The organism is Clostridiales bacterium (genome assembly GCA_025757645.1).
Lineage (GTDB): Bacteria > Bacillota > Clostridia > Oscillospirales > Oscillospiraceae > CAG-103.
The window spans coordinates 1,050,635-1,075,359 of record CP107216.1; the positions used below are offsets into that span (position 1 = coordinate 1,050,635).

The window sequence follows — 24,725 nt, forward strand, 5'->3', positions numbered from 1 at the left end:
AAGGCGGCGGCAAAAATGACGGACGTGATCCTGCGCATCTCGGGCATGGACTGCGGCGCCTGCGCGGTGCGCATCGTGTGCGCGCTGCGGGGGCTGCCGGGGGTGCATGCGGTGTTCGTGAGCGACACGGCCGGCTGCGCACGCCTGACGTATGACGAGGCGGCCGTCGGCCTCGGTGAGATCGCGCGCTGCGTACAGCGCGCGGGCTTTGATGTGCCGGTCGAGACGGCGGAGCTGCGCTGCCCGGGCGCGGACGACGGGGCGGAGGCGCGGTTGCGGGCGGTGTTCGGCGTGCGCAGCGCTGCGCGCGCGGGCGATACCTTCATGGTGACGCTCTGGCCGGTCGGCACGGACGCTGCGGCGCTCCCGGCGGTGCTCGGCCCGGGCGCGGAGCTGACGGCGCAGCGCGGCGGCGAGGAGGCCCAGCAGGGCCGGACGCGCCAGCGGCTGGCGCGCCGGTTGGGATTTGGCGTGCTGCTCACGGCGCTGATGCTGTGGCGGCTGCCGGAGCTCGTGCAGCTTGCGCTGGCGGCAGCGGTGCTCTTCGGCGCGGGCGCAGCGCTCTGGCGCGGCACGTGGCGCGTGCTGCGCGGCGGCAGTCTCGGGCCGGACGCACCCGGTCTGCTCGCAGCGCTTATCCTGTTTGCGTACAGTGCCTATGCGGCCTTCACGGGCCTGCGGCCGTGCTTTCCCGCGCCGTGCGGCATCGTCTGCGCGCTGCTGGCGGGGAAGTACGCGGCGCAGCTGGTGCGCGGGGCGCTTCACGTACCGGTGCGGCGGCTGCGGCATCTGCGCCCGCGCACGGCGACGGTCGTGCGGGACGGCGTGGGGACGCAGGTGGACGCCGACGCGCTCACGCCGCGCAACGTGGTGCGCGTTCTGCCGGGCGAGCGTGTCCCGGTCGACGGCGTCGTGTGCTCCGGCACCTGCACAGTCGATGCATCCGCCCTCACGGGCGCAGCCCGGCCGGCGGAAAAGGCGGTGGGGGACGCAGTTCTGGCCGGCACGCTCAACCGCGCGGGCAGCGCATTCATCACGCCCACGGCGATCGGCGACGCGACGGCGCTGCAGCGGACGATCGCAGCCCTGCAGCGCGCACAGACCGTGCGCACACCGGAGCAGGTGCGGCTCGAGCGGGCGGCATCACGCCTCACCGCGCTGCTCGTCCTTTTGGCGATCGGCGTTGGCGCCGTATGGCTTTTCTGGCGGCAGCCGGGCGATCTGGCCCGCGCGCTGACCTGTACGTGCGCTGTGCTGGCCGCCACGTGTCCCGGCGCGGCCGGGCAGGCCGCGGGTGTCGCCGCGCCGGCAGAGATCGGCCGAGCGGCCGAGCGGGGCGAGCTGCTCACGCACGGCGCGGAGGCGTCGGCCGCGCGGACGGCGCGCACCGTGCGCCGGTGCATCTGGCTGCTGCTGGCGTATCATGCCGTGTGTCTGCCGCTGGCTGCGTGCGGGGTGATCGGCCCGGCCGCGGCGGCGGTGCTTGCGTGCGGTGCATCCGGCGGCGTGCTGCTGTGTGCGCTGCGCGGGAAAGAAACGAAGAGGGAGCGGCCATGACGACCACGGTTCTGGAGCTGAATGTGTCCGGCATAATCTGCCGGGCGTGCGAGGACGCCATCGCGGATGCGCTGCTGCACACGCGCGGCGTCGTCTCCGCACAGGCGCACTACTGGCGCGGCCGCGTGACGATCACGTATGATCCGAACATCGTCACGGAGGACACGCTGCGGCAGGAGCTCACGAATGCCGGCTATCCGCCGGGCACGCACGGCATGGGCGGCGTGGTGGTCGATGGGATCTGTCTTGCGCTCGTGGGCGTGCTCTACTCGGGGCTGCCGAAGCTGCTCGCGCTCGTGAAAGTCCCGGCGCTCGCGGACAATGCCTCGCTCGGCCTCGTGTTTCTCGTCGGCCTGCTCACGAGCACGCACTGCATCGGCATGTGCGGCGGCATTCTGCTCGCGCAGACGACGGACGCGCGCGGCGTGACCGCCCGCAGCAAGCGCGGGCTCATCGCCTCGGCTGCGTACAATGGCGGGCGCGTCGTGTCGTATACGGCGGTCGGCGCGCTCTGCGGCGCGCTCGGCGCGGTCATCACCTACACGCCGAACATTAAGAGCATGGTCTTTACCGTTGCGGGCGCGCTCGTGCTGCTCATGGGCCTGCGCATGGCGGGCATCCTGCCGGGCCTGCGCAGTACGGAGACGGAGCTGCCCGGTGCGTGCAGCCTCAATGCGCGCACGCGCCGCCGCTTTGCCGGCAGGCCGCTCATCATCGGCCTGCTCACGGGCGTCATGCCGTGCGGCGCACTCAGCGCCATGTGGCTCTGCGCCATGAGCAGCGGCAGCGCCGCGCGCGGCGCGCTCGTGATGCTGGTGTTCTCACTCGGCACGGTGCCGCTGCTGTTTCTGTTCGGCGCGCTGCAGTCGTTTCTGCCGCGCGGCTGGATGAAATACATCGTCAAGGGCAGCGCCGTGCTGGTCGTGACGCTGGGGCTGTCGATGCTCGTCAAGGGCATTCGGCTCTTTGGGATGTAAAGAAAACCCCGCACGGGACACCGTCCTGTGCGGGGTTTTGTATGTACGGGGATTTAGTCCAGCTTCAGGTCACCCTCGCGGATCCAGCCGAGGCGGCGGCACAGCAGACCGATCGCCCAGCAGATCACGGCCGGGAGCACAAAGCAGACCATCACGAGCCCGATCCAGTCCATCGCTCCGGGCTGGATGGCCACGGCGCCGTTGGCGACGGCGGCCTCGCTCGGTGCGACCCAGCCGGTCCACACACCGATCGGGCCGCACAGGCCGCACGTGCCCATGCCGGAGTTGACGGCCGCGCCGTTCATCTGCAGCTTGAAGACGCACGTGGCGATCGGGCCCGTGATGGCCGACGTCACGATGGCGGGGATCCAGATCTTCGGGTTGCGCACGATGTTGCCCATCTGCAGCATGCTCGTGCCGAGTCCCTGGCTGACCAGGCCGCCCCAGCCGTTTTCGCGGAAGCTCAGCACGGCGAAGCCCACCATATTTGCGCAGCAGCCGGCCACGGCCGCGCCGCCCGCGAGCCCCGTGAGCGAGAGCGCCGCGCAGATGGCGGCCGACGAGATCGGCAGCGTGAGCGCGATGCCCACGATGACCGACACGAGGATGCCCATGACGAACGGCTGCTGCTCGGTCGCCCACATGATGAGCGTGCCGACCCAGTTGGCCGCCTTACCGATGGGCGCGGCCACGAGCATGGCCAGCCCGATGCCGACGAGGATCGTGACGATGGGCGTGACGAGGATATCCACCTTCGTCTCCTTGCTCACGGCCTTGCCGAACTCGGCCGCGATGATCGCCGTCACGAGCACGGCCAGCGGGCCGCCGGCGCCGCCCATGGCGTTGGTCGCATAGCCGACCGGGACGAGCGAGAACAGCACCATCGCCGGCGCGTGCAGCGCATAGCCGATGGCCACCGCCATCGCCGGGCCGACCATGAGCGATGCGCACCCGCCGATCGTGTAGCCGACCGCGGCGTCGCCCTTGCCGAGGGTGAAGATGATCGCGTTGAGAAAACCGATGTGGAACTGCTGACCGAGCGTGTTGAGGATCGTGCCGATCAGCAGTGAGCAGAACAGGCCCTGTGCCATCGCGCCGAGCGCGTCGATACCGTAGCGCCGCAGAGAGATCTCAATATCCTTTCGCTTCAGAAAGTCCCGGAACCGCTGCATAGTGCATTCCTCCAGAAAATAAGTATGCTTTACAGGTGTCATGACACCTGTAAAGCATACTATAAAGTCTTCCTGTGCACTTGTCAACTAAATTAAACTTCTGTCAATCGTCCAGCAGCAGGCCGGCCGCTTTCAACGCGGCGCAGGCGCGCTCGCAGGCGGCCGCGTCCGGGCAGCGCAGCGTGTGCAGATGGATGCCGCCGGTGAGCATGCTCAGCGGGGCAGCGTCGTGCGCCTGCACGCGCGCGAGAAACTGCTCCACATCGTAGCGGCTGCTGATCTGCAGCTGGCCGGTGAGCTGGCCGTAGACCGGGTGCTCGACGATGACATCGAGCACGGTGCAGCCGTTGTCGACGAGGATGTCGAGCTCGGTCCCGGTCTGCTCGAGCGTGTGGCGGCAGGCGATCGTGCGCGTGATGCCGTCCGTTGCCCGCGGCAGCACGTAGCCGCGCGGGGTGGCGGAGATCTCGGCACCGCCGGCGCGCAGGAGTGCAATGTCGCCCACGATGATCTGGCGGCTGACATTCAGCTCGGCGGCAAGACTCGACGCGCTCACGGGCCGGTCGGCCGTCCGGAGCCGGTTGAGAATGGCCTGACGGCGGGCAGCAGCTTCCACGGCTCAGCCCTGCGACTTTCCGCCGGCGTTGAGCAGCTCGAGCTTGATCTTCAGCAGCTTTTCCGACAGGTCAACGTAGTAGTTGTGCGGGTAGTCGAAGCGCAGCACCTCCGGCCAGAGCGTGGTAAGCTGCTGCGCGCAGTAGGCGCGGATGTCATCAAGCGCGGGCTTCTGATACACGAGCCTGCCGTCGCGGAAGATGGGCACGAGCAGCTCGCGCGCCGTGAAGTCGGTGAGCACTTTTTTCTTCCACGTCGCGTCGGGATCGCAGATCTCGAGCGGCTGTGTGTCGTCCACGACCTCGTCGTGCAGGCAGATGTAGTCCGCCTCGGCCATGCCGGAGTCCTTGCTGTAAAAGCGGTAGACCTTTTTAAAGTGGGGGTTGGTGATCTTGCCGACGTTCTCGCTGATCTTGATCTTCGGGATGATGTTGCCGTCCTCGTCCTCGATGGCCGCGAGCTTGTACACGCCGCCGAACACCGGCTCGCTGCGCGCGGTGATGAGCCGCTCGCCCACGCCGAAGCTGTCGATCTGCGCGCCCTGGCGCAGCAACCCCGCGATCAGGCGCTCATCGAGCGCGTTGGATACGGTGATCTTGCAGTCGGGCCAGCCGGCGTCGTCGAGCATTTTGCGCGCCTTCTTCGTCAGGTAGGCGATGTCGCCGGAGTCGAAGCGGATGCCGCAGTGCGTGATGCCCTTCGGCCGCAGCACCTCGTTGAACGCGCGGATGGCGTTCGGCACGCCGGACTGCAGGCTGTTGTAGGTGTCCACGAGCAGGGTGGCGTTGTCGGGGTACGTCTGGCAGTAGGCGCGGAAGGCGTCGAGCTCGGAGTCGAACATCTGCACCCAGGAGTGCGCCATCGTGCCGCCGGCGTACACGCCGTATACCTCGTCCGAGATCGTGCAGGCGGTGCCGGCGCAGCCGCCGATGTAGGCAGCGCGCGCGCCGAGGATCGCACCGTCCGCGCCCTGTGCGCGGCGGGAGCCGAACTCGAGCACCGTGCGGCCCTGTGCCGCGCGGCAGATGCGGCTGGCCTTCGTGGCGATCAGGCTCTGGTGGTTGATCTGCAGCAGCAGATACGTCTCCACGAGCTGCGCCTGGATGGCGGGCGCGCGCACCGTGATGAGCGGCTCGCGCGGGAACACGGGCGTGCCCTCCGGCACGGCCCAGATGTCGCCGGTGAAGCGGAAGTTTTTCAGATAGTCCAGAAATGCCTCGCTGAACAGCTTCCGGCTGCGCAGATAGGCAATGTCCTCGTCGGTGAAGTGCAGGTTCTCGATGTAGTCGATGATCTGCTCGAGACCGGCGGCGATGGCGTAGCCGCCGTCGTCCGGCACGCTGCGGAAGAACACATCAAAATACGTGATGCGGTCCTGCATGCCGTGCTCAAGATAACCGTTGCCCATCGTCAGCTCATAGAAATCGCAGAGCATGGTCATGTTGAGCGCTTTGTTGGGGTCCATTGACCTCGCCTCCTGAATGGTCTGCGGGGATGCAGACAATAAATATAGTCCCTTTGATTATAACGATTGTCGCCCGGTAAAGCAACGATTATAAAATTAACAAGGGAAAACGCGCGAAAAATCGGCTCGCGCCGTTGACATCAAAAAACGTGCGTTGTATCTTTATTAAGTAACATCAAACAGGAGGACAAACCACCATGTCTTTGACCCCGGAACGCACGGCCGAGCTCCAGGAGCTTTGCCGGCAGTATCGGATCGACGTACTCACCGCCATCCACGGCGCGCAGTCCGGCCACCCGGGCGGCAGCCTGTCCGTTTGTGAGATCCTCACGCTGCTGTATCAGCAGCGCATGCATGTGGACGCCGCGCACCCCGACGATCCGGACCGTGACCGGCTCGTGCTCTGCAAGGGTCACGCCGCGCCCATGCTTTACCGCAACCTGATCGGCAAGGGCTTCCTGCCCACCGAGAGCATGAACACCCTGCGCCAGACCGGCAGCTCCCTGCAGGGCCACCCGTGCATGCGCACGCCGGGCGTGGATATGCCGTCCGGCCCGCTGGGCATCGGCCTGGCCGCCGCGCAGGGCATGGCCCTCGGCCTGAAGCTGAACCATTCCGATGCGCGCGTGTACGCTGTGCTCGGCGACGGCGAGCTCGATGAGGGCGCCGTCTGGGAGGCGGCCGCCTCGGCTGTGAAGTTCGGACTTGACAACCTCACCGCCATCGTCGACTGGAACAAGGTGCAGCTCGACGGCACGACCGACGAGATCATGCCGCTGCGTGACCTGCCCGGCAAGTGGAAGGCCTTCGGCTGGAACGTGCTGCGCTGCGACGGGCACGATCTGGCGGCGCTCGACGCTGCGCTCGACGCGGCCGTCGCCTGCAAGGGCGTGCCGACCGTGATCCTCGCCGATACGATCAAGGGCAAGGGCGTGTCCTTCATGGAGGGCAAGTCCGCCTGGCACGGCAAGGCCATTCCGGACGCCGAATTCGCGCAGGCAATGCAGGAACTGGGAGGTAACGTGTGATGGGAAAGTCCATTCGTGAAGTTTACGGCACCGTGCTCGCCGAGCTCGGCGACACCAATGAGAACATCGTCGTGCTCGATGCTGACCTGTCCGGTTCTACCAAGAGCGGCATCTTCGCCAAGGCGCACCCCGAGCGCCATTTCAATATGGGTATCGCCGAGTCCGACATGGTCGCCACGGCGGCGGGCCTTGCCACGACCGGGAAGATCCCGTTCGTGAACACGTTCACGGTCTTTCTGACCACGCTGGGTCTCATCTCCGCGCGCGCGCAGGTGTGCTACGGCAACCTGAACGTGAAGTTCGGCGGCGCTTACTGCGGCATGTCCGACGCGCTCGACGGCGCGACGCACCACGCCACGGAGGACATCGCCGTCATGCGCGCACTGCCGAACATGACCGTGCTCGTCCCGTCGGATGCGACCAGCACCCGCTGGGCCACGAAGTACGCCGTGGACACCTACGGCCCGATGTACCTGCGCCTGTCGCGCGACGTGTACCCGGACCTGTATGACGAGAACACGAAGTTCGAGTGCGGCAAGGGCGCGATCGTGCGCGACGGTACGGACGTGACCGTCATCGCCTGCGGCATCCTCGTGCACAAGGCGCTCGAGGCGGCCGAGCAGATGGCCGCGCGCGGCGTGTCCGTGCGCGTGGTGGACATGTACTCCATCAAGCCCATCGACCGCGAGCTCATCCTGCGCTGCGCGCAGGAGACGGGCGCGATCGTCACCGCCGAGGAGCACAACATCTACGGCGGCCTCGGCAGCGCCGTGGCGGAAGTGCTCGCCTGGGGCGGCACGGGCGCGCCGACGGAGTTCGTCGGCATCCCCGACACGTTCACCGAGACCGGCAAGTACACCGACCTGCTGGCCAAGTACGGCGTGGACGCGGCCGGCGTCGTGCGCGGCATCGAGCGGGTGCTCGCGCGCAAGCACTGAGTTTTTGCACGGAAGCCGGCAGGCAGGACGCCTGCCGGCTTTTTTCGGAGGAAGATCATGCAGCGATTTTTTGCCCCCGGCCGCACGGAGCTGGCCGGAAACCATACCGATCATCAGCTCGGCCGCGTGCTGGCGGCCTCCGTGGACGTGGGCATCACCGCGCGTGCGACGCGCCGGCGTGACCGCCGCGTGTGCATCCACTCGAAGGGATACCGGCCGTTCACGGTCGCGCTCGACGATCTGGCCGTGGATCCACGCGCGTATGGCAAGCCGTGGGCGCTCGTGCGCGGCATGGCGGCGGCCATTCTGGACGCCGGCGGTGCTGTCGGCGGCTTCGAGGCGTGGGCGTCCTCCGCGCTCAAGCCGGGCGGCGGCCTGTCGTCGTCGGCCGCGTTTGAGATCCTCGTCGGCCGCATCTTCAACGCGCTCTACAACGGCGGCGCGTTCTCGCCCGAGCAGCTCGCGCGCTTCGGCCAGCAGGCGGAAAACCGCCACTTCGGCAAGCCGTCCGGCCTCATGGATCAGCTCGCGTGCGCGCTCGACGGCGCGGTGTACATCGACTTCGCCGCCGGGGAGATCGCCCCGGTCGCGGCGCCGTTTGCCGACATGGGCCTCACGCTGAGCCTGACGGACACCGGCGGCAGCCACGCGGGGCTGACGGCGGCGTATGCGGCGCTGCCGGCCGATATGTGCCGCGTAGCGCGGCGCTTCGGCGCCGAGACGCTCTCGCAGGTCGATCCGGCGGATTTCTATGCCCACCGGCAGCCGGGCCTTGCCGATGACCGCGCGGCGCATTTTTTTGAGGAGAACGCGCGCGTGCCGCTCATGCGCGACGCGCTCGTGCACCGGGACGCCGAGACGTACCTGCGCCTGATGAATGCCTCCGGCCGCTCGTCGGAGCAGCTGCTGCGCAACATCCGCGCCCCGGGCGGCGACGACCGGCTTGAGCGCGGGCTGGCGCGCGCGGCCGCGCTGCTCGACGGCGTGGGCGCGTGGCGCGTGCACGGCGGCGGCTTTGCCGGGTGCGTGCAGGCGCTCATGCCGCGCGATGCCTTCCCCGCGTACCGAAAGGGGATGGAGGCGCTCTTCGGCCCAAATTCCTGCCGCGAGCTGCACATCACGCGCGCAAAATAAAAAATCAGCCCGCTTCCGGTCGGAAGCGGGCTTTTTGATATGCTTTATTTGAGCCGGATATTCAGCAGCACGGGGTTGTGGTCGGAGAAGCGGAAGCCGTCGTCCTGCGTCTGTACGCCCGTGAGCTCCACGTTCGGCGAGAGGATGAAGCCGTCGATCACGTAGTGCTGCGTGGCGTCGCTCTCGGCATCATAGGGCTGGTTGTCGAGGCGGCAGGTCGGCGTGGCCGTGTCGTAGGCAAAGTGCCAGCCGTCGGGCAGCATGCTGTCGTCGAGTGTGCCGGGCGTCCAGAGATCGGCGTTCTTGATCGGGTACTTGTCCAGCCCGCCGGGGAACGTCTGGTTGAAGTCGCCGCCGGCGATGACGTAGTTGCCCTTGGCGTATTCCTGTTCGAGGAACGATTTGAGCGCGGCGGTCTGCGCGGCCTTGCCTTCGCCGTCGTCATACGCCTCCAGGTGGAGGTTGACGAGCACGAGCTGCGCGTCCGTGCCCTCGAGGTCGATATACACCGGCATCAGGCAGCGCTTGAGGTTGGCCACCGATACCGGCCACTTGAACGGGCTCGGCAGGGCGATGCGCTCGGCCGAGGCGATGGGCGCGGTCGAGAGCGTCATGATGCCGGAGCTCACCTTGCCGATCGGCGGGATGGGGTAGGGCACGAAGGCACATTTGTAGTTGCGCGCGTGCGCGGTGTCGAGTCCGGTCTCGGTGCGCATCCGTTCGGCCTCTTCAATGCCGTAGGAGCGGGTCGAGGGGTCGGCCTCGATCTCCTGCAGGAACGTGAAGTCGGCGTCCAGCTCCTTCACGGTGCTGACGATGCCGTCCATATTCTTCTCTACGATGGCCTTGCTCGGCGCGCGCACCTGCTTGCCACCGTCCATGAAGAAATCGGACTCCTCGCCCAGTCCGGCGTAGCCGACGTTCCACGTCAGGATGGACACGTCGTCGCCCGGGGCGAAGCTGGCGGTGCTGTTCTCGCCGTGGGTCACGACGGCAGTCTCGGTCTTGACATTCAGCTGCGTAGCGGTCAGCCAGATGAGCAGCGCGGCGACCAGGCCGACAAGGACGGCCAGAATGATGAGTATGATCTTAAGCGGTTTTTTCATGGGGCAGTTCCCTCCTCGGGGGCAGTGTACCACAATCTCCCGCGCCATGCAAACACAATCTTGACGTGATCTTTCCCCAAACCTTACCGATTGAGCAGCCAGATGCCGAGGTTCAGATATGCCGCGAACAGCAGCCAGAGCAGATACGGTGCGCTCAGCCATGCGGCCGTGGCATTGCGGCGGGAAAAATCCGCGATCATAAACAGCACGAGCACGATCAGCCCCACGAGCCAGAAAAACGCCGGCCCGTGCGCACCCAGCAGGAAAAACAGCACCGGCCACAGACCGTTGACGGCCAGCTGGATGCTCCAGAGCGCGGTGGCCTCCTGGCGCGCGCGGCCGGTGCTGCTGCGCCAGACAAGCCCCATCGCGATGCCCATGAGCAGGTACAGAATCGTCCACGCGATGGGAAACAGCCAGTCCGGCGGGGCGGCCGGCGGCTTCGTCAGCAGGTCAAAGCCGGCCATGCCCGCGCGGGTAGCGAGGCTCGACGCGCCGCCGACGGCCAGCGCGATCGCGCAGAAGGCAACATACGGGCGGATGCGCTTCCATTTGTTCAACTTGCATCACCTCGGACGAGATCGGGATAGTATAAGTTTACGCGCCTTCCTCTTGTTAAATACGTCTGAGTTGTGGTAAACTGGTTGCGCGATTTTGACACAAACGGAGGTTTCCGATATGAATTATGAACACCTGAAGCAGGCCGACCCGGAGCTGTACGCCTCCATGGAGCGGGAGCTGGGGCGCCAGCGCGACCATCTGGAGCTGATCGCGTCCGAGAATTTTACGAGCCCGGCCGTGATGGAGGCCGTGGGCAGCCACCTGACGAATAAGTACGCCGAGGGCTACCCCGGCGCGCGCTATTACGGCGGCTGCGACTACGTCGACGAGGTCGAGCGTCTGGCCATCGACCGCGTGACGCGGCTCTTCGGCGCCGACCATGCCAACGTCCAGCCGCACTCCGGCTCGCAGGCGAATATGGCCGTGTACGCGGCGCTGCTGCAGCCGGGCGACCGCATCCTCGGCATGAACCTCTCCCACGGCGGGCACCTGACGCACGGCAGCAAGGCGTCTTTGTCCGGGAAATATTTTGAGGCGCATTTTTACGGCGTGGACCCCGAGACCGAGACCATCGACTATGACGCGCTCGCGCGTGTGGCCGAGGAGGTCCGACCGAAGCTCATCATCGCCGGGGCGAGCGCCTATCCGCGCGTGATCGACTTTGCGCGCTTCCGTGCTGTTGCCGATTCCGTCGGCGCGTACCTGATGGTCGACATGGCGCACATCGGCGGCCTCGTCGCCGCGGGCGTGCACCCGAGTCCGGTGCCGTATGCCGATGTCGTCACCTGCACGACGCACAAGACGCTGCGCGGCCCGCGCGGTGCGATCATTCTCTGCCGCGACGAGCTTGCCAAAAAGATCGACAGCGCCGTTTTCCCCGGCACGCAGGGCGGCCCGCTCATGCACGTCATCGCCGGCAAGGCGGTCTGCTTCGGCGAGGCGCTGCAGCCGGCCTTCCGCGCCTATCAGCAGCAGGTGGTCAAAAATGCCGCCGTGCTCGCCGAGACGCTGCAGCAGGGCGGTGTGCGCCTTGTTTCCGGCGGCACGGACAACCATCTCATGCTGGCCGACGTCTACAGCCGCGGCCGCACTGGCGCGCAGATGCAGGACCTGCTCGACGCGGCGAACATCACCGCCAATAAAAACACCATCCCGTTCGACACGCAGTCCGTGCGCGTCACGAGCGGCGTGCGGCTCGGCACGCCGGCCGTCACGACCCGCGGCATGGGCGAGGGGGAGATGCGCGAGATCGGCGCGCTCATCTGCCGCCTGATCGACGAGGGCGAGGCCGCCGTGCCCGCCGTGCGTGCGCAGGTTCTGGATCTGTGCGCGCGCTTCCCGCTCTACCCGGATCTGCACATGTGATCTCCAAACGGCAAAACCGCGCTCCCGATACACGGGAGCGCGGTTTTTCTTATGGTTTGCACGCGCCGCAGGGCGCATAGCCCGCGGCCTGCGCCTGCGCGGCGCTGTCAAAGGTCACGAGGTTCTCGTCCTTGATCTTGGCGGCGTACTGGCACGACGGCTGGTGGTATTTCTTTGCCTTGCGGCTGGCGACACAGGTCGCCTCCGCTGTGTCGGGTGCGGGCGTCGGCTCCGGTGTGGCGGTCGGTTCCGGCGCTGCGGTCTCCGGCGCCGGCGTGACCGGCGGCACGCTGCGCTCCGTCGTGATGACGACGGCGGACGCCGGTGTCTGCGCTGCGCGCACGGCGGCAAAGCCGGCGTACCCCACGGTGACGGCGAGCACGAGCACCAGCTCCACGAACCACCACGTTTTCCGCAGCCGCGCCGCGCGCGGCGCATATTGCAGCGCGAGCAGCAGCACGGCTGCTTCCAATGCCGCAATGCCCCAGCCGACCTGCCCACAGGCGAGTAGGACGATGCTCCCGATGACGCAGGCACAGCCCAGCAGCACTTTCCAGATGCGGTTCCACCCGATATGCATCCTGATTTTCCCCCTCAAAGTAGCAAATGCGGATTTTCCTTCCTGCCTTTACGCTCTATAAATTGTTTATTCTATCCGTTTCCGTAAAAAAATCAAGTCCTAAATGAAAAAAGTCTTACCTTTTTGCAAATTTTGTGCTAAACTATCTATTAGGGGGCAGGGTTGCGGCCGCAGTGCGGCTGCAATGCCGCCCTGCTTTGTTTGTTTTTGGTTTTGTTTGGCTGAGGAAAGGATATTCAAATGTACGAAATTGGTCAGTTGATCGTGTATGGCAACGAGGGCGTCTGCCGCGTGGAGGAGATCGGTACGCCGAAGATCTCCGGTGTGGACAAGCACCGGGAGTACTATACGCTCGCGCCCATCTACCGGGAGGGCAAGGTGTTCACACCCGTGGACAGCAAGGTGTTCATGCGGCCTGTGATCACGCGCGAGGAGGCGCTCGCGCTCATTGACCGCATTCCGCAGATGACCGCGCAGGTCTATGAAAATTCCAACCTCCGCTTTCTCAATGAGCACTATCAGCAGTGCATTCAGGATTACACCTGCGCAGATCTTCTGCAGTTGATCAAGGACGTGCGCGCCAAGCGCCGCCGGATGGCCGAGCGCGGCAAGAAGCTCGGCCTCGTCGACGAGCGCTATATGAAGCGCGCCGAGGAGATGCTCCACGGAGAGCTTGCCATCGCGCTGGACATGCCGCGCGAGCAGGTGCCGCAGTTCATCAGCGACACGCTCGGCGATGCGGGCGAGCCGGAGGCCGCCCTCGCCTGAATCCAAACCCAAGATCCCGCCGGACGCAATGTCCGGCGGGATTTTTTACATTTTTACATTTTCCCCTTGACAGACGGGCAAACTGCGTGTATGCTACGGCTTGAATTCGGGACTCATTCCCGATTTGGAGGCGAAACCATGCGAAACAGTTATCACACGCAGCAGCGCTGTGCGCTGCTGGCGTTTTTGTCTGCGCACGCGGACGAGCAGTTCACGGTCGAGCAGCTGCTCGCGGCCATGGGCGACGAAGCTCCCGGCCGCAGCACGGTCTACCGTGCGCTTGACCGCCTGGTCGAAGAGGGTACCGTGCGCCGCTTCGCGCCCGAGAGCGGCGGCAGCGCGGCCTATCAGGCCATGGACCCCGGCCACTGCGACGCGCACCTGCACCTCAAGTGCGTGGACTGCGGGCGGCTGATCCATCTGGACGAGGACGTGTCCGATGCGCTGCAGTCGGACCTGCTGCGCGCGGCCGGCTTCACGGTCGATGGCCGCAGCACGACGATCTACGGCACGTGCGCCGCCTGCGGCAGAAAGCGTGACGGCCATGCGTAAGAGCCTGTGTGTGCTGCTGGCAATGGTGCTGGCCATGTCGGCGTTTTCGGGCTGCACCGTGCAGCAGAATCCGGACGCGGACGACGGCAAGCTCCACGTCGTCACGACGATCTTCGCGCCCTACGATTTCGCGCGCCAGGTCGGCGGAGACGATGTGTCGGTCACGATGCTGCTGCGCCCCGGCTGCGAGGTGCACTCCTATGAGCCGACGCCGAAAGACATCATTGCCATCCGCAATGCCGACGTGTTCGTCTACGTCGGCGGCGAGTCGGACGCCTGGGTCAAGACCGTGCTTGAGGGTGTAGACAACCCGAACCTGCGCGTCGTGACGCTCATGGACTGCGTGGAGCTGCTCGACGAGGAGACCGTCGAGGGCATGCAGACGGAAAAGCACGACCACGAGGCCGACGGCACGGAGCCGGACGAGCACGTCTGGACGTCGCCGCGCAACGCGGCGCGCATCTGCCAGAAGCTCTCGGATACGTTTGCTGCGGCCGACAGCGCGCACGCAGCGGCGTATGCGCAGCGGTGTGGGGACTATGTGGAGAAGCTGGAGCAGCTGGATGCGGAATTTCAGGATGTAGTGGCGCATGCAGCTCGAAAAACGATGGTTTTTGCAGACCGTTTCCCACTGCGGTATTTTGCCGAGGCCTATGGTCTGGACTATTATGCTGCCTATACCGGCTGCGCGGATGCGGCCGAGCCATCGGCGGCCACGGTGGCGTTTCTGATCGACAAGGTGCGCGCGGAGAACATCCCGGTCGTGTTCACGATCGAGCTGTCGAACGGCAAGCTCGCCGACACGATCTGCGAGGCCACGGGCACGAAAAAACTGGAGTTTGCGACCTGTCACAACGTGACGGCGCAGGCATTTGCAGACGGCGCGACGTACCTGCAGCTCATGGAGCGCAATGTGCAGGCGCTGCGGGAGGCATTGAACTAATTATGGCACTCATTACTTGTGAACACGTCTGCCTCGGCTACGACGGGCAGACGGTGCTGCGCGACGTGAACTTCACGGTCTCGCGCGGCGATCTGTTGTGCGTGGTCGGCGAAAACGGTTCCGGCAAGTCCACACTCATCAAGGGCCTGCTCGGGCTCAAAGCGCCGGAGCAGGGCAGCATCACGCTCGGAGACGGGCTCGTGCGCAACGAGATCGGCTATCTGCCGCAGCAGACGCAGCTCCAGCGCGACTTTCCCGCAAGCGTGGCGGAGGTCGTGCGCTCGGGCTGCATCAACCAGATGCACGGCCGCCCATTCTATTCGCGGGCCGACCGCGCCCGCGCGCAGGAGAACATGGAGCGCATGGGCATCGAGGATCTGGCGCACCACAGCTATCAGGCGCTCTCCGGCGGCCAGCAGCAGCGCGTGCTGCTCGCGCGCGCCCTGTGCGCCACGCGCAAGCTCCTGTTGCTCGATGAGCCGGTCACGGGTCTCGACCCCGTGGCGACGGGGGAACTGTATAACCTCATCAAGCTCGTGAACCTCTGCAATGACATCACGGTTATCATGGTCACGCACGACATCGACGCCGCCCTGCGCTACGCCACGCACGTGCTGCACCTGGGCCACCAGCAGCTCTTTTTCGGCACGGCGGCGGAGTATAAGCAGAGCGATGCCGCGCGCCGGTTTCTGGGAGGGCGGAAGCTATGAAAGTCATCCTCGAAATGCTATCGTATCCGTTTCTCGTGCGCGCGCTCGTCGTGGGCGTGCTCGTGTCGCTGTGTGCGTCGCTGCTCGGCGTGTCGCTCGTGCTCAAGCGCTATTCCATGATCGGCGACGGGCTGAGCCATGTCGGCTTCGGCGCGCTCGCCATCGCCACGGCGCTCAATCTCGCGCCGCTGGCCGTGGCGGTGCCGGTCGTGGTCGTGGCGGCGTTTTTGCTGCTGCGCCTGTCGCAAAACGGCAAGCTCAAGGGCGACGCCGCGATCGCGCTGCTCTCGAGCAGCGCACTGGCCATTGGCGTGATGACCGTGTCCATGACCAGCGGCATGAACACCGATGTGAATAACTACATGTTCGGCAGCATCCTGTCGCTGTCGTCGGCCGACCTGCGCCTGAGCCTGATTTTGTCGGCGGCGGTGCTGGCGCTGTTCGTGCTGTGCTATCCGCGCATTTTCGCCGTCACGTTCGACGAGACGTTCTCGCGCGCGACCGGCGTGCACACGCAGGCATATAATATGCTGCTCGCGGTGCTCACGGCGGTCACGATCGTGCTGGGTATGCGCATGATGGGCGCGCTGCTCATCTCGAGCCTCATCATCTTCCCGGCGCTGACGGCCATGCGCGTGTTCGGCACGTTCCGCTCGGTCACGATCTGCGCGGCCGTGGTGTCAGTGGTGAATTTCCTGCTCGGCATGGTGCTGTCTTATGTGCTCGAGACGCCGTCCGGCGCGAGCGTCGTGGTGGTCGATCTTGTGGTGTTCCTGCTCTTTTGCGGTGTGCAGCGCATTCAGTGCCGCGTGAAAAAATGACAGACAAAGCGGCGGCTCCGACCGGAGCCGCCGCTTTGGCATATTTTCAGCACTGCATCTGCTTAAGCATTTCCTGACGCAGGTGCGCGATGATGCGCTTTTCGAGCCGGCTGATGTAGCTCTGGGAGATGCCCAGCAGGTCCGCGACTTCTTTTTGCGTCGCCTCGCGCGCGCCGCCGATGCCGAAGCGCAGCAGGATGATCTGCCGGTCGCGCTCGCCGAGTGTCTCGATGGCGCGCAGGAGCATGGCGCGCTCCGCGTCGTCCTCGAGCGGGCGGCTCACGGCGTCGGCGTCCGTGCCGAGAATGTCCGAGAGCAGCAGCTCGTTGCCGTCCCAGTCGGTGTTGAGCGGCTCGTCGATGCTTACCTCCGTTTTCTGCGCGCTGCACTTGCGCAGGTACATGAGGATCTCGTTTTCGATGCAGCGCGAGGCGTAGGTCGCAAGCTTGATGTTCTTGTCCGGCTTGAAGGTGTGGATGGCCTTGATGAGGCCGATCGTGCCGATCGAGATCAGGTCCTCGATGTGGATGCCCGTGTTTTCAAACCGGCGCGCGATGTACACCACCAGCCGCAGGTTGTGCTCGATGAGCAGGGAAGCGGCCTCCTCGCTGCCGGCGGCGAGCGCCCGAATGGCCTGCTGCTCGGCCGCGCGGTCGAGCGGGGCGGGCATGGTGTCGCTCCCGCCGATGTAAAACAGCCCCGGCGCGCCGCCGCGCAGCCGCAGCCGCAGCGCTGCCCAAAGCGTATGTAGTCTTTCCAGAAATCCTGGCACGAAAAACCCCTCCTCAGCTTTTTGGCGGCAGCACCATGGCGAATGCGCCGTCGGATGTGAGCGCCTGCGCGCTCAGCGCCAGCAGCATCGGCTCTGCTGCGCCGTCAATCTTCACGCTGTCCGGCCGGAATGCCGGCAGCAGCGCGCCGGTCACGCCCACCGCACGATACGGCAGCAGCACGACCCGGCCGGTGCACTCCGGCAGCGCGTTGAGCGCCTCCAGCGCCTGCACCGCGTCGTCCGGCAGTGCGCGCACCGCCGGAAACAGCGGCAGCACAGCCGCGCGCTCGACCACCGCCGCCGGCAGGCCGGACACCGGGTCGTGCAGGTCGTTGCCGCTGTCGCGCAGGGCTCTGAGCGTCACGCTGCGCCCGGCGAGCGTGACCGTCACAGTGCGCACCTCGCGGTCGGCGGCCCTGGCCCGCCGGCGGAACACGAGCGACACGGCCGCGTAGCACGCGGCGAACGACAGTGCCAGCACCCGGCCCGACACCGTCACGAGCGCGCCGCTGCCCGGCGACACGCCCGCGAGCATGCTCGCAGCGTACACCGCGCCGCCGAACGCGGCCGACACGGCGAAAAACACCACCGTGCACCGCACGAGGTGCGCCTCCCCGCCGAAGGCAATGAGCGCCATGGCCGCGCCGAGCGCGAGCTTCATCATACCGTTTGCCAGCCAGCCGAAGCCGGGCAGGACCATGAGGGCGGCATACAGCGCGCCGATGAGCGCTGCGAGCGCGTACCGCCAGCGGCGCAGCACCACGCCGCACACGCGCGCGGAGACCAGCACGAGGCAGTAGTCGATCAGCAGATTCAGCCCGAACAGGCTGTCGAGATAGATGACGTCCATGGGGGTATCCTAGCACGCCGCGCGTGGGAAATTGCGCAAAAGCGGCCTGCCGGAAAACCTGACAGAAAGTCCATGCATCGCCGGGGCGGGAAATGCCGCAGAGCGTTGCTTTTGCGCGATCCGGCTGGTATAATGTTGCGTGATTTCGGAAAACCCGCACGCGCTCTGGCCGCGTGCGTAGAAGACCCCTTCAGGAGGCAGATCATGAAAACGAACAAACGGTTTCTGGCGCTGTGTCTGGCGCTGTTGCTCGCGTGCGCGGTGCTGCCGGCCCCGACGGCGCAGGGCGCGGATGTGCAGCCGGCGCTCTCGGCCGCGCTGGCGCATCAGGCGGCGGCCGTCCCCTCGCCGGGCTACGGCGACGAGTGGACGGTGCTGGGCCTGGCCCGCGGCGGGTATTTTGCCGTGGACAGCGACTATTTTGCGCGCTACTATGCAGACGTCGCATCCAAAGCACCGGAGCTCACGGCGGCGTCCGGCAAGGCCGGCGCGCTCAACGCCTATAAATCCACGGACAATTCGCGCGTCATCCTCGCGCTGTCCGCCATCGGGCGCGACGCGACGCAGGTCGGCGGCTGCGACCTCACCGCGCCGTATACCGACTTTGCCTGGGTGCGCAATCAGGGCATCAACGGCCCGGTGTTTGCCCTGCTCGCGCTCGACAGCCGCAATTACCTGTCCGGCAGCGCGGTGCGCCGCCAGTGCGTGGATGCAATCCTCGCGGCGGAGCTCTCCGGCGGCGGCTGGGCGATGAACGGCGCGGCAGCCGATCCGGACGTGACGGCCATGGTGCTGCAGGCGCTGGCGGCGTACCGCGGGGAGGCGGCCGTCGCGGCGGCCGTGTCGCGCGGCGTTGATACGCTCTCTGCCATGCAAAACGGCGACGGCGGCTTCACCTCGTGGGGCTCTGCCAACGCTGAGAGCGTCGCGCAGGTCATCGTCGCCTGCACGGCACTGGGCATCGACCCGGACACGGACAGCCGCTTCGTCAAAGACGGCGGCTCGGCGGTCGATGCACTGCTGACGTTTTACGATGCGGGCGCGGCCGCGTTCCGCCACAAGGCCTCCGGCGGCGTTGACAGCCTCGCCACGGAGCAGGCGGTGTATGCGCTCGTGGCCGTCTCGCGCTTCCAGCGCGGGCAGAGCGGCCTCTATCAGGAGACGGACGCGCCCACGGTCGAAACGCCCGCCGAGCCCGACGAGCCGGTCACGCGCGTGCTCTGCACGGCGGACGGCAGCGGCCTCATCCCGGCCGGATACCGCACGGTCGCCGTGTGCCTGCCGGATGCGGCGGCGGACAGCACGGTCACGTTTTCCGACGGGACGCAGCTGCTCTACAGCCCCGTGCTCTCTGAGCGCAGCGACACGCCGACGTGGGTCTGGCTCTTTGCGCCGGACGTGACGGATGATGCGCTCAACGACACGGCAAACTACACCGTGACGGAAGGTAAGGGGCCGGTGCTGACCGCCGGCGATGTGAATGCCGACGGCGTCATCAACGCGCAGGACGCGCTGAACATCCGCACGGCCTGCGCCGCCAGCACGGTCCCGGAGACGCAGCTGCTGCTGACGATGGACGTGGATCTTAACGGCCGCGTCGACGCGCAGGATGTGCGCGCGCTGGCCGACAGCTTTGTACAGAATACGGCGCTGCCCACGGCGCAGGAGGACGGACAATGAAGACTTTCTGGACGAAAAAGAACATTGCCATCGTGCTCGCCGTGCTGCTGGTCGCGGTGGTGGTGGTGCTGTGCATTGCCCTGCGGCAAAAGAGCGTCGAGGACACCGAGCCCACGCTCACGCTCACGTGCCAGAGCGCGGACGCGGACGGCGCGTGCACGGTCGATGTCGTGCTCTCCGGTCTGCCGGACGGTGCGCACTACGAGGCGGCGAGCCTCGCCGTGGCCTTTGACCCGACGCAGATCACGTTTCTCGGCACGGCGGACGGGGACATCCCGCTCGTGATGGGCAGCCTGCCGGAGTGGGAGAGCGACTCCGAGCGCGCCAACGAGACCGGCAGCGCGCGCGCCCTGTGCCTGCCGGAAGCGGGCAGCACGCTCGCCACATCGACGGGCAGCGTGCTCGTGCGGCTGCGCTTTCAGCTTGCCGACGGTGTGACGGAGGCGGCGCTGACGGTGTCGGACGCCGTGCTGGCCGCTGCGGACGAGACCGAGAGCCTTGCCACGACGACGGCCGCGCTCACGGTCGTGAATGCGACGGTGCAGCGTGGCTAAGCGGCGCGCGCTCGCGCTGCTGCTGTGCCTGCTGCTTTTGCTGTGCACGGCTTGCGGCGGGCAGGCGCAGGAGGATGCCGGTGCGCTGCACTGCACGGTGCGGATCGAGTGCAGCACGGTGCTCGCGCACATGGACGACCTGAAGGCCGGCAAGGCGGACATCGTCCCGTCCGACGGCGTGCTCCTGCCGGAGACGACGGTCGCCTTTTCGGATGGGGACACGGTGTTTGACGTGCTGCAGCAGGTCTGCCGCGCGCAGGGCATCCACATGGAGTCGACCTGGACGCCCGCGTACAACAGCGCCTATATCGAGGGCATCGGCAACCTCTACGAATTTGACTGCGGCGAGCTGTCCGGCTGGATGTACAGCGTCAACGGCGTCTGGCCGGATTACGGCTGCAGCGGCTACACGCTCCATGACGGCGACACCGTCGTCTGGAGCTATACGTGCGATCTCGGGCGCGACGTCGGCGCCCTGCAAGGAGAACCATGAACGATTCCTTCTCGGCGCTGCACCCGGCGCTGACCTTTTGCTATTTTGCGGCCGTGCTGCTGCTGACGATGCTCGTGCTGCACCCGGTGTTTCTGGCGCTGAGCCTGCTGGGCGCGCTGGGCTACTGCGCAGTGCTGCGCGGCTGGCGCAGCCTGGGGCGGACGCTCGGCTGGCTCGTGCCGTTTCTGGTACTGATGGCGGCGCTCAACGCGCTGCTGAACCACGCGGGCGTGACGATGCTGTTCTACCTGCCGAACGGCAACCCCGTCACGCGCGAGGCGCTGTGCTACGGCGCGGCCGCGGCGGCGATGTTCGCGGCCGTGATTTTGTGGTTTCAGTGCTGCAATGTCGTCATGACGGCGGAAAAATATCTGTACGTGTTCGGCAGTGCGCTGCCGGGCGTGTCGCTGCTGCTGAGCATGGCGCTGCGGTTCGTGCCGAAATTTTCCGCGCACATCCGCTCTGTGCGCGCGGCGCAGGCGTCGCTCGGCTGCGGCACGCGCGAGGGCAGCGCGTGGCAGCGGCTGAAAAATGGCGCGCACATTTTGTCCGTCACCGTCTCGTGGGCGCTTGAGAGCGGCATCACGGCGGCGGACTCCATGAAGAGCCGGGGCTACGGCGCCGGCAGAAGAACGTATTTCGGCAATTACCGCTTCACCCGGCGCGACGGCGTGCTCAGCGCCGTGCTTGCGCTCGCACTTGCGGGCGTGTGTGCGGGCGTCGGCTGCGGCGCGCTGTATGTGCGCTACTACCCGTCGATCCGCATCGGCGGCAGCGGCGTGCTCGGCGCAGTGTGCATGGCGTGCTTTGCGCTGCTGTGCTTTCTGCCGCTGCTGCTTGATGGAAAGGAGGCGCTGACATGGCGTCGTTTGCGCTCGAACATCTGACGTTTACCTATCCGGGCCAGACGCGCCCGGCGCTGAGTGACCTCACGCTCACGATCCCGGAGGGGGCGGTCACGGTCCTCTGCGGCGAGAGCGGCAGCGGGAAATCCACCCTCCTGCGCCAGCTCAAGACCTGCCTCACGCCGCACGGCACTGTCAGCGGCGCTGTGCGCCTTGGGGACGCGCTCCTAAAGGGCATCCCGTTTGCCGAGCAGGCGCGGCGCATCGGCTTCGTGCTCCAGCACCCGGACGACCAGATCGTGACGGACAAGGTGTTCCACGAGCTGGCGTTCGGGCTCGAGAGCCTTGGGTGCGAGGAAAAAACCATGCGCCTGTGCGTCGCCGAGATGGCGAGCTACTTCGGCATTGCCGACTGGTTCGACCGCGACGTGGCCGCGCTCTCCAGCGGCCAGAAGCAGATGCTCAACCTCGCGTCCGTCGTGGTCATGCGGCCGGACGTGCTCATTCTGGACGAGCCGACGAGCCAACTCGACCCCATTGCGGCGAGCACCTTTCTGCACACGCTGCGCAAGCTCAACGAGGAGCTGGGGCTGACGATCCTGCTGTCCGAGCAGCGGCTGGAGGAGGCTGTGCCGCTGGCCGACCACCTCATCGTGCTCGAGCAGGGGCGGCTGCTGGCCGCCGGCGCGCCGCAGGAGGCGGCGGCCGCAGTGCGCGGCCACGCGATCTTTTCCGCCATGCCCACGGCGGCACGCATCGCCGCCGCCCTCGGCGAGACGGAGCGTCTGCCGCTCACCGTGCGCGCGGGCAGAGCGTATCTGGGGCGCTTTGCTCCGCACCCGATGCCGGCCGCGGCGCCCGCGCCCGTGGACACGCCCCCGGTGCTGACCGTGCGCGACGGCTGGTTTCGCTACGCGCAGGGCAGCGCGGACGTGCTGCGCAATTTCTCGCTCACGCTGCGCCCGGGCGAGCTCTACGCGCTCACCGGCAGCAACGGCAGCGGCAAGACGACGGCGCTCGGCGTGCTCTCCGGACGGCTGCGGCTGTACCGCGGCAGCGTGTATCTCGACGGGAAGAAGCAGCGCGCGCTCCAGCCCCTGCGCGACGGCATCGCCGCCGTGCCGCAGGATCCGCGCACGCTCTTCGCGGCTGACACGGTGCGCGCCGATCTCGCATCGCTCGGCAGGGACGCCGCGCTGGTGGACACGGTCGTGCGGCAGATGGCGCTCGCGCCGCTGCTCGACCGGCATCCCTTTGATCTCTCCGGCGGCGAGCAGCAGCGCGCCGCGCTGGCGAAGGTGCTGCTCATGCAGCCGCGCGTGCTGCTGCTCGACGAGCCGACGAAGGGCATGGACGGCGCGTTCAAAGAAGAATTCGGCGCGCTTTTGCGCGCGCTCTGCGCGCAGGGCACGGCCGTATGCGTCGTGAGCCACGATGTGGAATTCTGCGCGCAGTATGCCGACCGCTGCGGCCTGCTCTTTCGCGGCGAGGTCGTGACGGAAAACGCCGCGCGCGCCTTTTTCTCCGATCATTATTTTTACACCACGGCGGCCGCGCGCATCGCGCGTGAGGCCGCGCCCGGCGCGGTGCTGTGCGGGGAGGTCGTACAATGTCTCACCGACTGACGCGGCGCACCTGGGCCGCGCTCGGCATCTTGCTCGTGGCGATCCCGGCGCTGATGGCGGTGTTCGTGTGCGTGTGGGACGAGCGGAAGTACTACCTCACGTCGCTGCTGCTCGTGGGGCTGATGTTCGTGCCGTTCGTGCTGCGGTTTGAAGGCCGCAGACCGCAGGCGCGCGAGCTCGTGCTGCTTGCAACGATGACGGCGCTGGCCGTGGCCGGGCGCGCGGCGTTTTACTGGCTGCCGCAGTGCAAGCCCGTGTGCGCGATCGTGATCCTCACGGCCGTGGCCTTCACGCCGGAGGCGGGCTTTGTCACCGGCGCGGCGGCGGGCCTGATCTCGAACTTTTTCTTCGGTCAGGGGCCGTGGACGCCGTGGCAGATGCTCGGCTTCGGGCTCGTGGGCTTTCTCGGCGGCGTGCTGTTTGCCGGGCGGAAGGTACGGCTCGTGCCGCTGCTGCTCTACGGCTTTTTCTCGGTGCTCATCGTCTACGGCGTGCTGCTCGATACGGCGAGCATGCTCATGTACAACGCCGTGCCCTCGTGGCAGCTGTGGCTTGCGACCTGCGCATCGGGGTTTGTATTTAACCTCATCCACGCGGGTGCGACGGCCGTGTTTCTGCTCCTGCTGCATCAGCCGCTATTGCGTAAACTCGCGCGTGTGAAAGAAAAATACGGACTTCTGGAATGAAAAACCTCCGCATCCGATCGGATGCGGAGGTTTTTTGCATGCACTTCATGCCTGCTGCCAGAGCAGACGATTGTCGTCAAAGACGGCGCGGAGTCTGCCGCTGTCCTTCAGCCACGCGAGGTAGGAGCGCACTGTGCTGCCGACGAGCACGTACTGCTCAAAGTTCATCACGAGATCAAAGCGCCGGAACAACTGCTGCAAGACCGCCTCGAACGTCTGCGGTTTCTGGCAGAGCTCCGTGATGATGTCTGCGATCTCGAGCACCTTGTCGATGTTGTACTGCGCGAGCGGGGCGATGTCCTCCGTGGCCGCGGCGTGCGCGGGCACGAAGGCGCGGGCGGTGAGCGTCTTGACCATTTCGAGCGTGTTCAGGTAGGCTGCAACGTCGTAGAGGAAGCCAATCTGGTACTTTTCCAGCGTCTCCCGGCTCGACAGGCAGTCGGCCAGATACACCACGTCGTCCGGCGTGCGAAAGCCCACCATGTCGAAAAAGTGCCCCGGCAGCGAAAGCCACTCAAACCCCTCCGGCAGGCACGCCGGGGTCAGCTCCTGCGCGTCGCTGGGCTTGGCCATGAGGAACTTGTGCTGCAGCTCCTTCGGCGGATAGCCGCCGTAGAGAAACGACGGCTCGAGCACCGGGTGGCGCGTGAAATCGCACTCGATGCCGGGGGCGTAGACCTTGCAGCCGGTCTGGTTTTGCAGGTACTGGTTGCCGCCGATGTGGTCGGCGTTGGAGTGCGTGTTGTAGATGGCGGTCAGGTGCCAGCCATTGGCGTCGAGAATCTGGCGCACCTTGCGCCCGGCCTCCTTGTCGTTGCCGCTGTCGATGAGGCAGACGTCGGTGTCGTTCAGGCGCACGAGGCCGATCTTGGCCGGGCTCTGGATGTAGTAGCTGTTTCCGGCCACCTGGGTCAGTTCATACATGGCG

The 24,725-nt window shown here is 66.5% G+C and carries 26 protein-coding genes; 17 read left to right on the forward strand and 9 right to left on the reverse strand.

Annotated elements, in window-relative coordinates; genetic code table 11:
• Window positions 1-15 precede the first annotated feature (15 nt).
• Together OGM61_04910 and OGM61_04915 are read left to right on the forward strand one after the other, a co-directional pair.
• Window positions 16-1,557, forward strand: a complete 1,542-nt coding sequence (locus OGM61_04910; protein UYI85418.1) for a cation transporter — start codon at window positions 16-18, stop codon at window positions 1,555-1,557.
• Window positions 1,554-2,534 carry a sulfite exporter TauE/SafE family protein gene (locus tag OGM61_04915; GenBank protein ID UYI85419.1) on the forward strand — a complete coding sequence of 327 codons (981 nt, stop codon included), beginning with the start codon at window positions 1,554-1,556 and terminating at the stop codon, window positions 2,532-2,534. The genes OGM61_04910 and OGM61_04915 overlap by 4 nt, the downstream gene beginning before the upstream one ends.
• A gap of 53 nt (window positions 2,535-2,587) precedes the next feature.
• Here OGM61_04915 and OGM61_04920 read toward each other — a convergent pair whose 3' ends face one another.
• The 3 genes from OGM61_04920 to OGM61_04930 all read right to left on the reverse strand — a co-directional run bounded on the left by OGM61_04920 (window position 2,588) and on the right by OGM61_04930 (window position 5,786).
• The gene (locus OGM61_04920; protein UYI85420.1) at window positions 2,588-3,706 is read right to left on the reverse strand and encodes a PTS sugar transporter subunit IIC; all 1,119 of its coding nucleotides are present in this window, start codon (window positions 3,704-3,706) and stop codon (window positions 2,588-2,590) included.
• A gap of 103 nt (window positions 3,707-3,809) precedes the next feature.
• On the reverse strand, window positions 3,810-4,322 hold the full coding sequence (locus OGM61_04925; protein ID UYI85421.1) for a transcription repressor NadR: 513 nt from the start codon (window positions 4,320-4,322) through the stop codon (window positions 3,810-3,812).
• 3 nt (window positions 4,323-4,325) lie between these two features.
• Entirely contained in the window at window positions 4,326-5,786 is a 1,461-nt protein-coding gene (locus OGM61_04930) for a nicotinate phosphoribosyltransferase (protein ID UYI85422.1), read from the reverse strand.
• A gap of 197 nt (window positions 5,787-5,983) precedes the next feature.
• Between OGM61_04930 and OGM61_04935 the strand changes: the two genes are divergently transcribed.
• Genes OGM61_04935 through OGM61_04945 form a run of 3 tightly spaced genes read left to right on the forward strand, consistent with a single transcriptional unit; the run spans window position 5,984 to window position 8,886 of the window.
• Complete coding sequence (locus OGM61_04935; protein ID UYI85423.1) at window positions 5,984-6,814, forward strand: transketolase; 831 nt, start codon at window positions 5,984-5,986, stop codon at window positions 6,812-6,814.
• Window positions 6,814-7,752 (forward strand): transketolase family protein, encoded by a 939-nt coding sequence (locus OGM61_04940; GenBank protein UYI85424.1) that lies wholly within the window; start codon window positions 6,814-6,816, stop codon window positions 7,750-7,752. The genes OGM61_04935 and OGM61_04940 overlap by 1 nt, the downstream gene beginning before the upstream one ends.
• Window positions 7,753-7,809: 57 nt before the next feature.
• A complete protein-coding gene (locus tag OGM61_04945; GenBank protein ID UYI85425.1) occupies window positions 7,810-8,886 on the forward strand; it encodes a galactokinase in 1,077 nt (358 codons plus the stop codon).
• 44 nt (window positions 8,887-8,930) lie between these two features.
• Here OGM61_04945 and OGM61_04950 read toward each other — a convergent pair whose 3' ends face one another.
• Together OGM61_04950 and OGM61_04955 are read right to left on the reverse strand one after the other, a co-directional pair.
• Complete coding sequence (locus OGM61_04950; protein UYI85426.1) at window positions 8,931-9,992, reverse strand: endonuclease; 1,062 nt, start codon at window positions 9,990-9,992, stop codon at window positions 8,931-8,933.
• Window positions 9,993-10,075: 83 nt separating this feature from the next.
• Window positions 10,076-10,552, reverse strand: a complete 477-nt coding sequence (locus OGM61_04955; protein ID UYI85427.1) for a tryptophan-rich sensory protein — start codon at window positions 10,550-10,552, stop codon at window positions 10,076-10,078.
• Between the two features lie 118 nt (window positions 10,553-10,670).
• Between OGM61_04955 and OGM61_04960 the strand changes: the two genes are divergently transcribed.
• A complete protein-coding gene (locus tag OGM61_04960; protein UYI85428.1) occupies window positions 10,671-11,918 on the forward strand; it encodes a serine hydroxymethyltransferase in 1,248 nt (415 codons plus the stop codon).
• A gap of 49 nt (window positions 11,919-11,967) precedes the next feature.
• Here OGM61_04960 and OGM61_04965 read toward each other — a convergent pair whose 3' ends face one another.
• Window positions 11,968-12,498: a hypothetical protein gene (locus OGM61_04965; GenBank protein UYI85429.1), complete on the reverse strand. Its 531-nt coding sequence runs from the start codon at window positions 12,496-12,498 to the stop codon at window positions 11,968-11,970.
• Between the two features lie 240 nt (window positions 12,499-12,738).
• Between OGM61_04965 and OGM61_04970 the strand changes: the two genes are divergently transcribed.
• The 5 genes from OGM61_04970 (at window position 12,739) to OGM61_04990 (ending at window position 16,292) form a co-directional block, all read left to right on the forward strand.
• Complete coding sequence (locus OGM61_04970) at window positions 12,739-13,266, forward strand: CarD family transcriptional regulator (GenBank protein ID UYI85430.1); 528 nt, start codon at window positions 12,739-12,741, stop codon at window positions 13,264-13,266.
• A 138-nt stretch (window positions 13,267-13,404) separates the two neighbouring features.
• Window positions 13,405-13,818 (forward strand): transcriptional repressor, encoded by a 414-nt coding sequence (locus tag OGM61_04975; GenBank protein ID UYI85431.1) that lies wholly within the window; start codon window positions 13,405-13,407, stop codon window positions 13,816-13,818.
• Window positions 13,811-14,761, forward strand: a complete 951-nt coding sequence (locus tag OGM61_04980) for a metal ABC transporter substrate-binding protein (GenBank protein ID UYI85432.1) — start codon at window positions 13,811-13,813, stop codon at window positions 14,759-14,761. Before OGM61_04975 ends, OGM61_04980 begins: the two co-directional genes overlap by 8 nt.
• Before the next feature lie 2 nt (window positions 14,762-14,763).
• Entirely contained in the window at window positions 14,764-15,471 is a 708-nt protein-coding gene (locus OGM61_04985) for a metal ABC transporter ATP-binding protein (protein UYI85433.1), read from the forward strand.
• A complete protein-coding gene (locus tag OGM61_04990) occupies window positions 15,468-16,292 on the forward strand; it encodes a metal ABC transporter permease (GenBank protein UYI85434.1) in 825 nt (274 codons plus the stop codon). The genes OGM61_04985 and OGM61_04990 overlap by 4 nt, the downstream gene beginning before the upstream one ends.
• 46 nt (window positions 16,293-16,338) lie before the next feature.
• On the opposite strand, the gene sigE is transcribed toward OGM61_04990, so the two are convergent.
• Both sigE and OGM61_05000 read right to left on the reverse strand, forming a co-directional pair.
• A complete protein-coding gene (sigE, locus tag OGM61_04995) occupies window positions 16,339-17,022 on the reverse strand; it encodes an RNA polymerase sporulation sigma factor SigE (protein ID UYI85563.1) in 684 nt (227 codons plus the stop codon).
• A gap of 55 nt (window positions 17,023-17,077) precedes the next feature.
• Window positions 17,078-17,914, reverse strand: a complete 837-nt coding sequence (locus tag OGM61_05000; protein UYI85435.1) for a sigma-E processing peptidase SpoIIGA — start codon at window positions 17,912-17,914, stop codon at window positions 17,078-17,080.
• 204 nt (window positions 17,915-18,118) lie between these two features.
• Here OGM61_05000 and OGM61_05005 point away from each other — a divergent pair, with 204 nt between their 5' ends.
• The 6 genes from OGM61_05005 to OGM61_05030 are packed head-to-tail and all read left to right on the forward strand — an operon-like array spanning window position 18,119 to window position 23,797.
• On the forward strand, window positions 18,119-19,594 hold the full coding sequence (locus tag OGM61_05005; protein UYI85436.1) for a dockerin type I domain-containing protein: 1,476 nt from the start codon (window positions 18,119-18,121) through the stop codon (window positions 19,592-19,594).
• Complete coding sequence (locus OGM61_05010) at window positions 19,591-20,148, forward strand: hypothetical protein (protein ID UYI85437.1); 558 nt, start codon at window positions 19,591-19,593, stop codon at window positions 20,146-20,148. The genes OGM61_05005 and OGM61_05010 overlap by 4 nt, the downstream gene beginning before the upstream one ends.
• Window positions 20,141-20,641 carry a DUF4430 domain-containing protein gene (locus OGM61_05015; protein UYI85438.1) on the forward strand — a complete coding sequence of 167 codons (501 nt, stop codon included), beginning with the start codon at window positions 20,141-20,143 and terminating at the stop codon, window positions 20,639-20,641. Before OGM61_05010 ends, OGM61_05015 begins: the two co-directional genes overlap by 8 nt.
• Window positions 20,638-21,528, forward strand: coding sequence for an energy-coupling factor transporter transmembrane protein EcfT (locus OGM61_05020; GenBank protein ID UYI85439.1), 891 nt, complete (start codon window positions 20,638-20,640; stop codon window positions 21,526-21,528). Before OGM61_05015 ends, OGM61_05020 begins: the two co-directional genes overlap by 4 nt.
• Window positions 21,501-23,111, forward strand: a complete 1,611-nt coding sequence (locus OGM61_05025; GenBank protein UYI85440.1) for an ATP-binding cassette domain-containing protein — start codon at window positions 21,501-21,503, stop codon at window positions 23,109-23,111. Before OGM61_05020 ends, OGM61_05025 begins: the two co-directional genes overlap by 28 nt.
• Window positions 23,096-23,797, forward strand: a complete 702-nt coding sequence (locus OGM61_05030; protein UYI85441.1) for an ECF transporter S component — start codon at window positions 23,096-23,098, stop codon at window positions 23,795-23,797. The genes OGM61_05025 and OGM61_05030 overlap by 16 nt, the downstream gene beginning before the upstream one ends.
• A gap of 45 nt (window positions 23,798-23,842) precedes the next feature.
• Here the strand turns inward: OGM61_05030 and OGM61_05035 are convergent, their stop codons facing one another.
• Window positions 23,843-24,721, reverse strand: coding sequence for an MBL fold metallo-hydrolase (locus OGM61_05035; GenBank protein UYI85442.1), 879 nt, complete (start codon window positions 24,719-24,721; stop codon window positions 23,843-23,845).
• Window positions 24,722-24,725 lie beyond the last annotated feature (4 nt).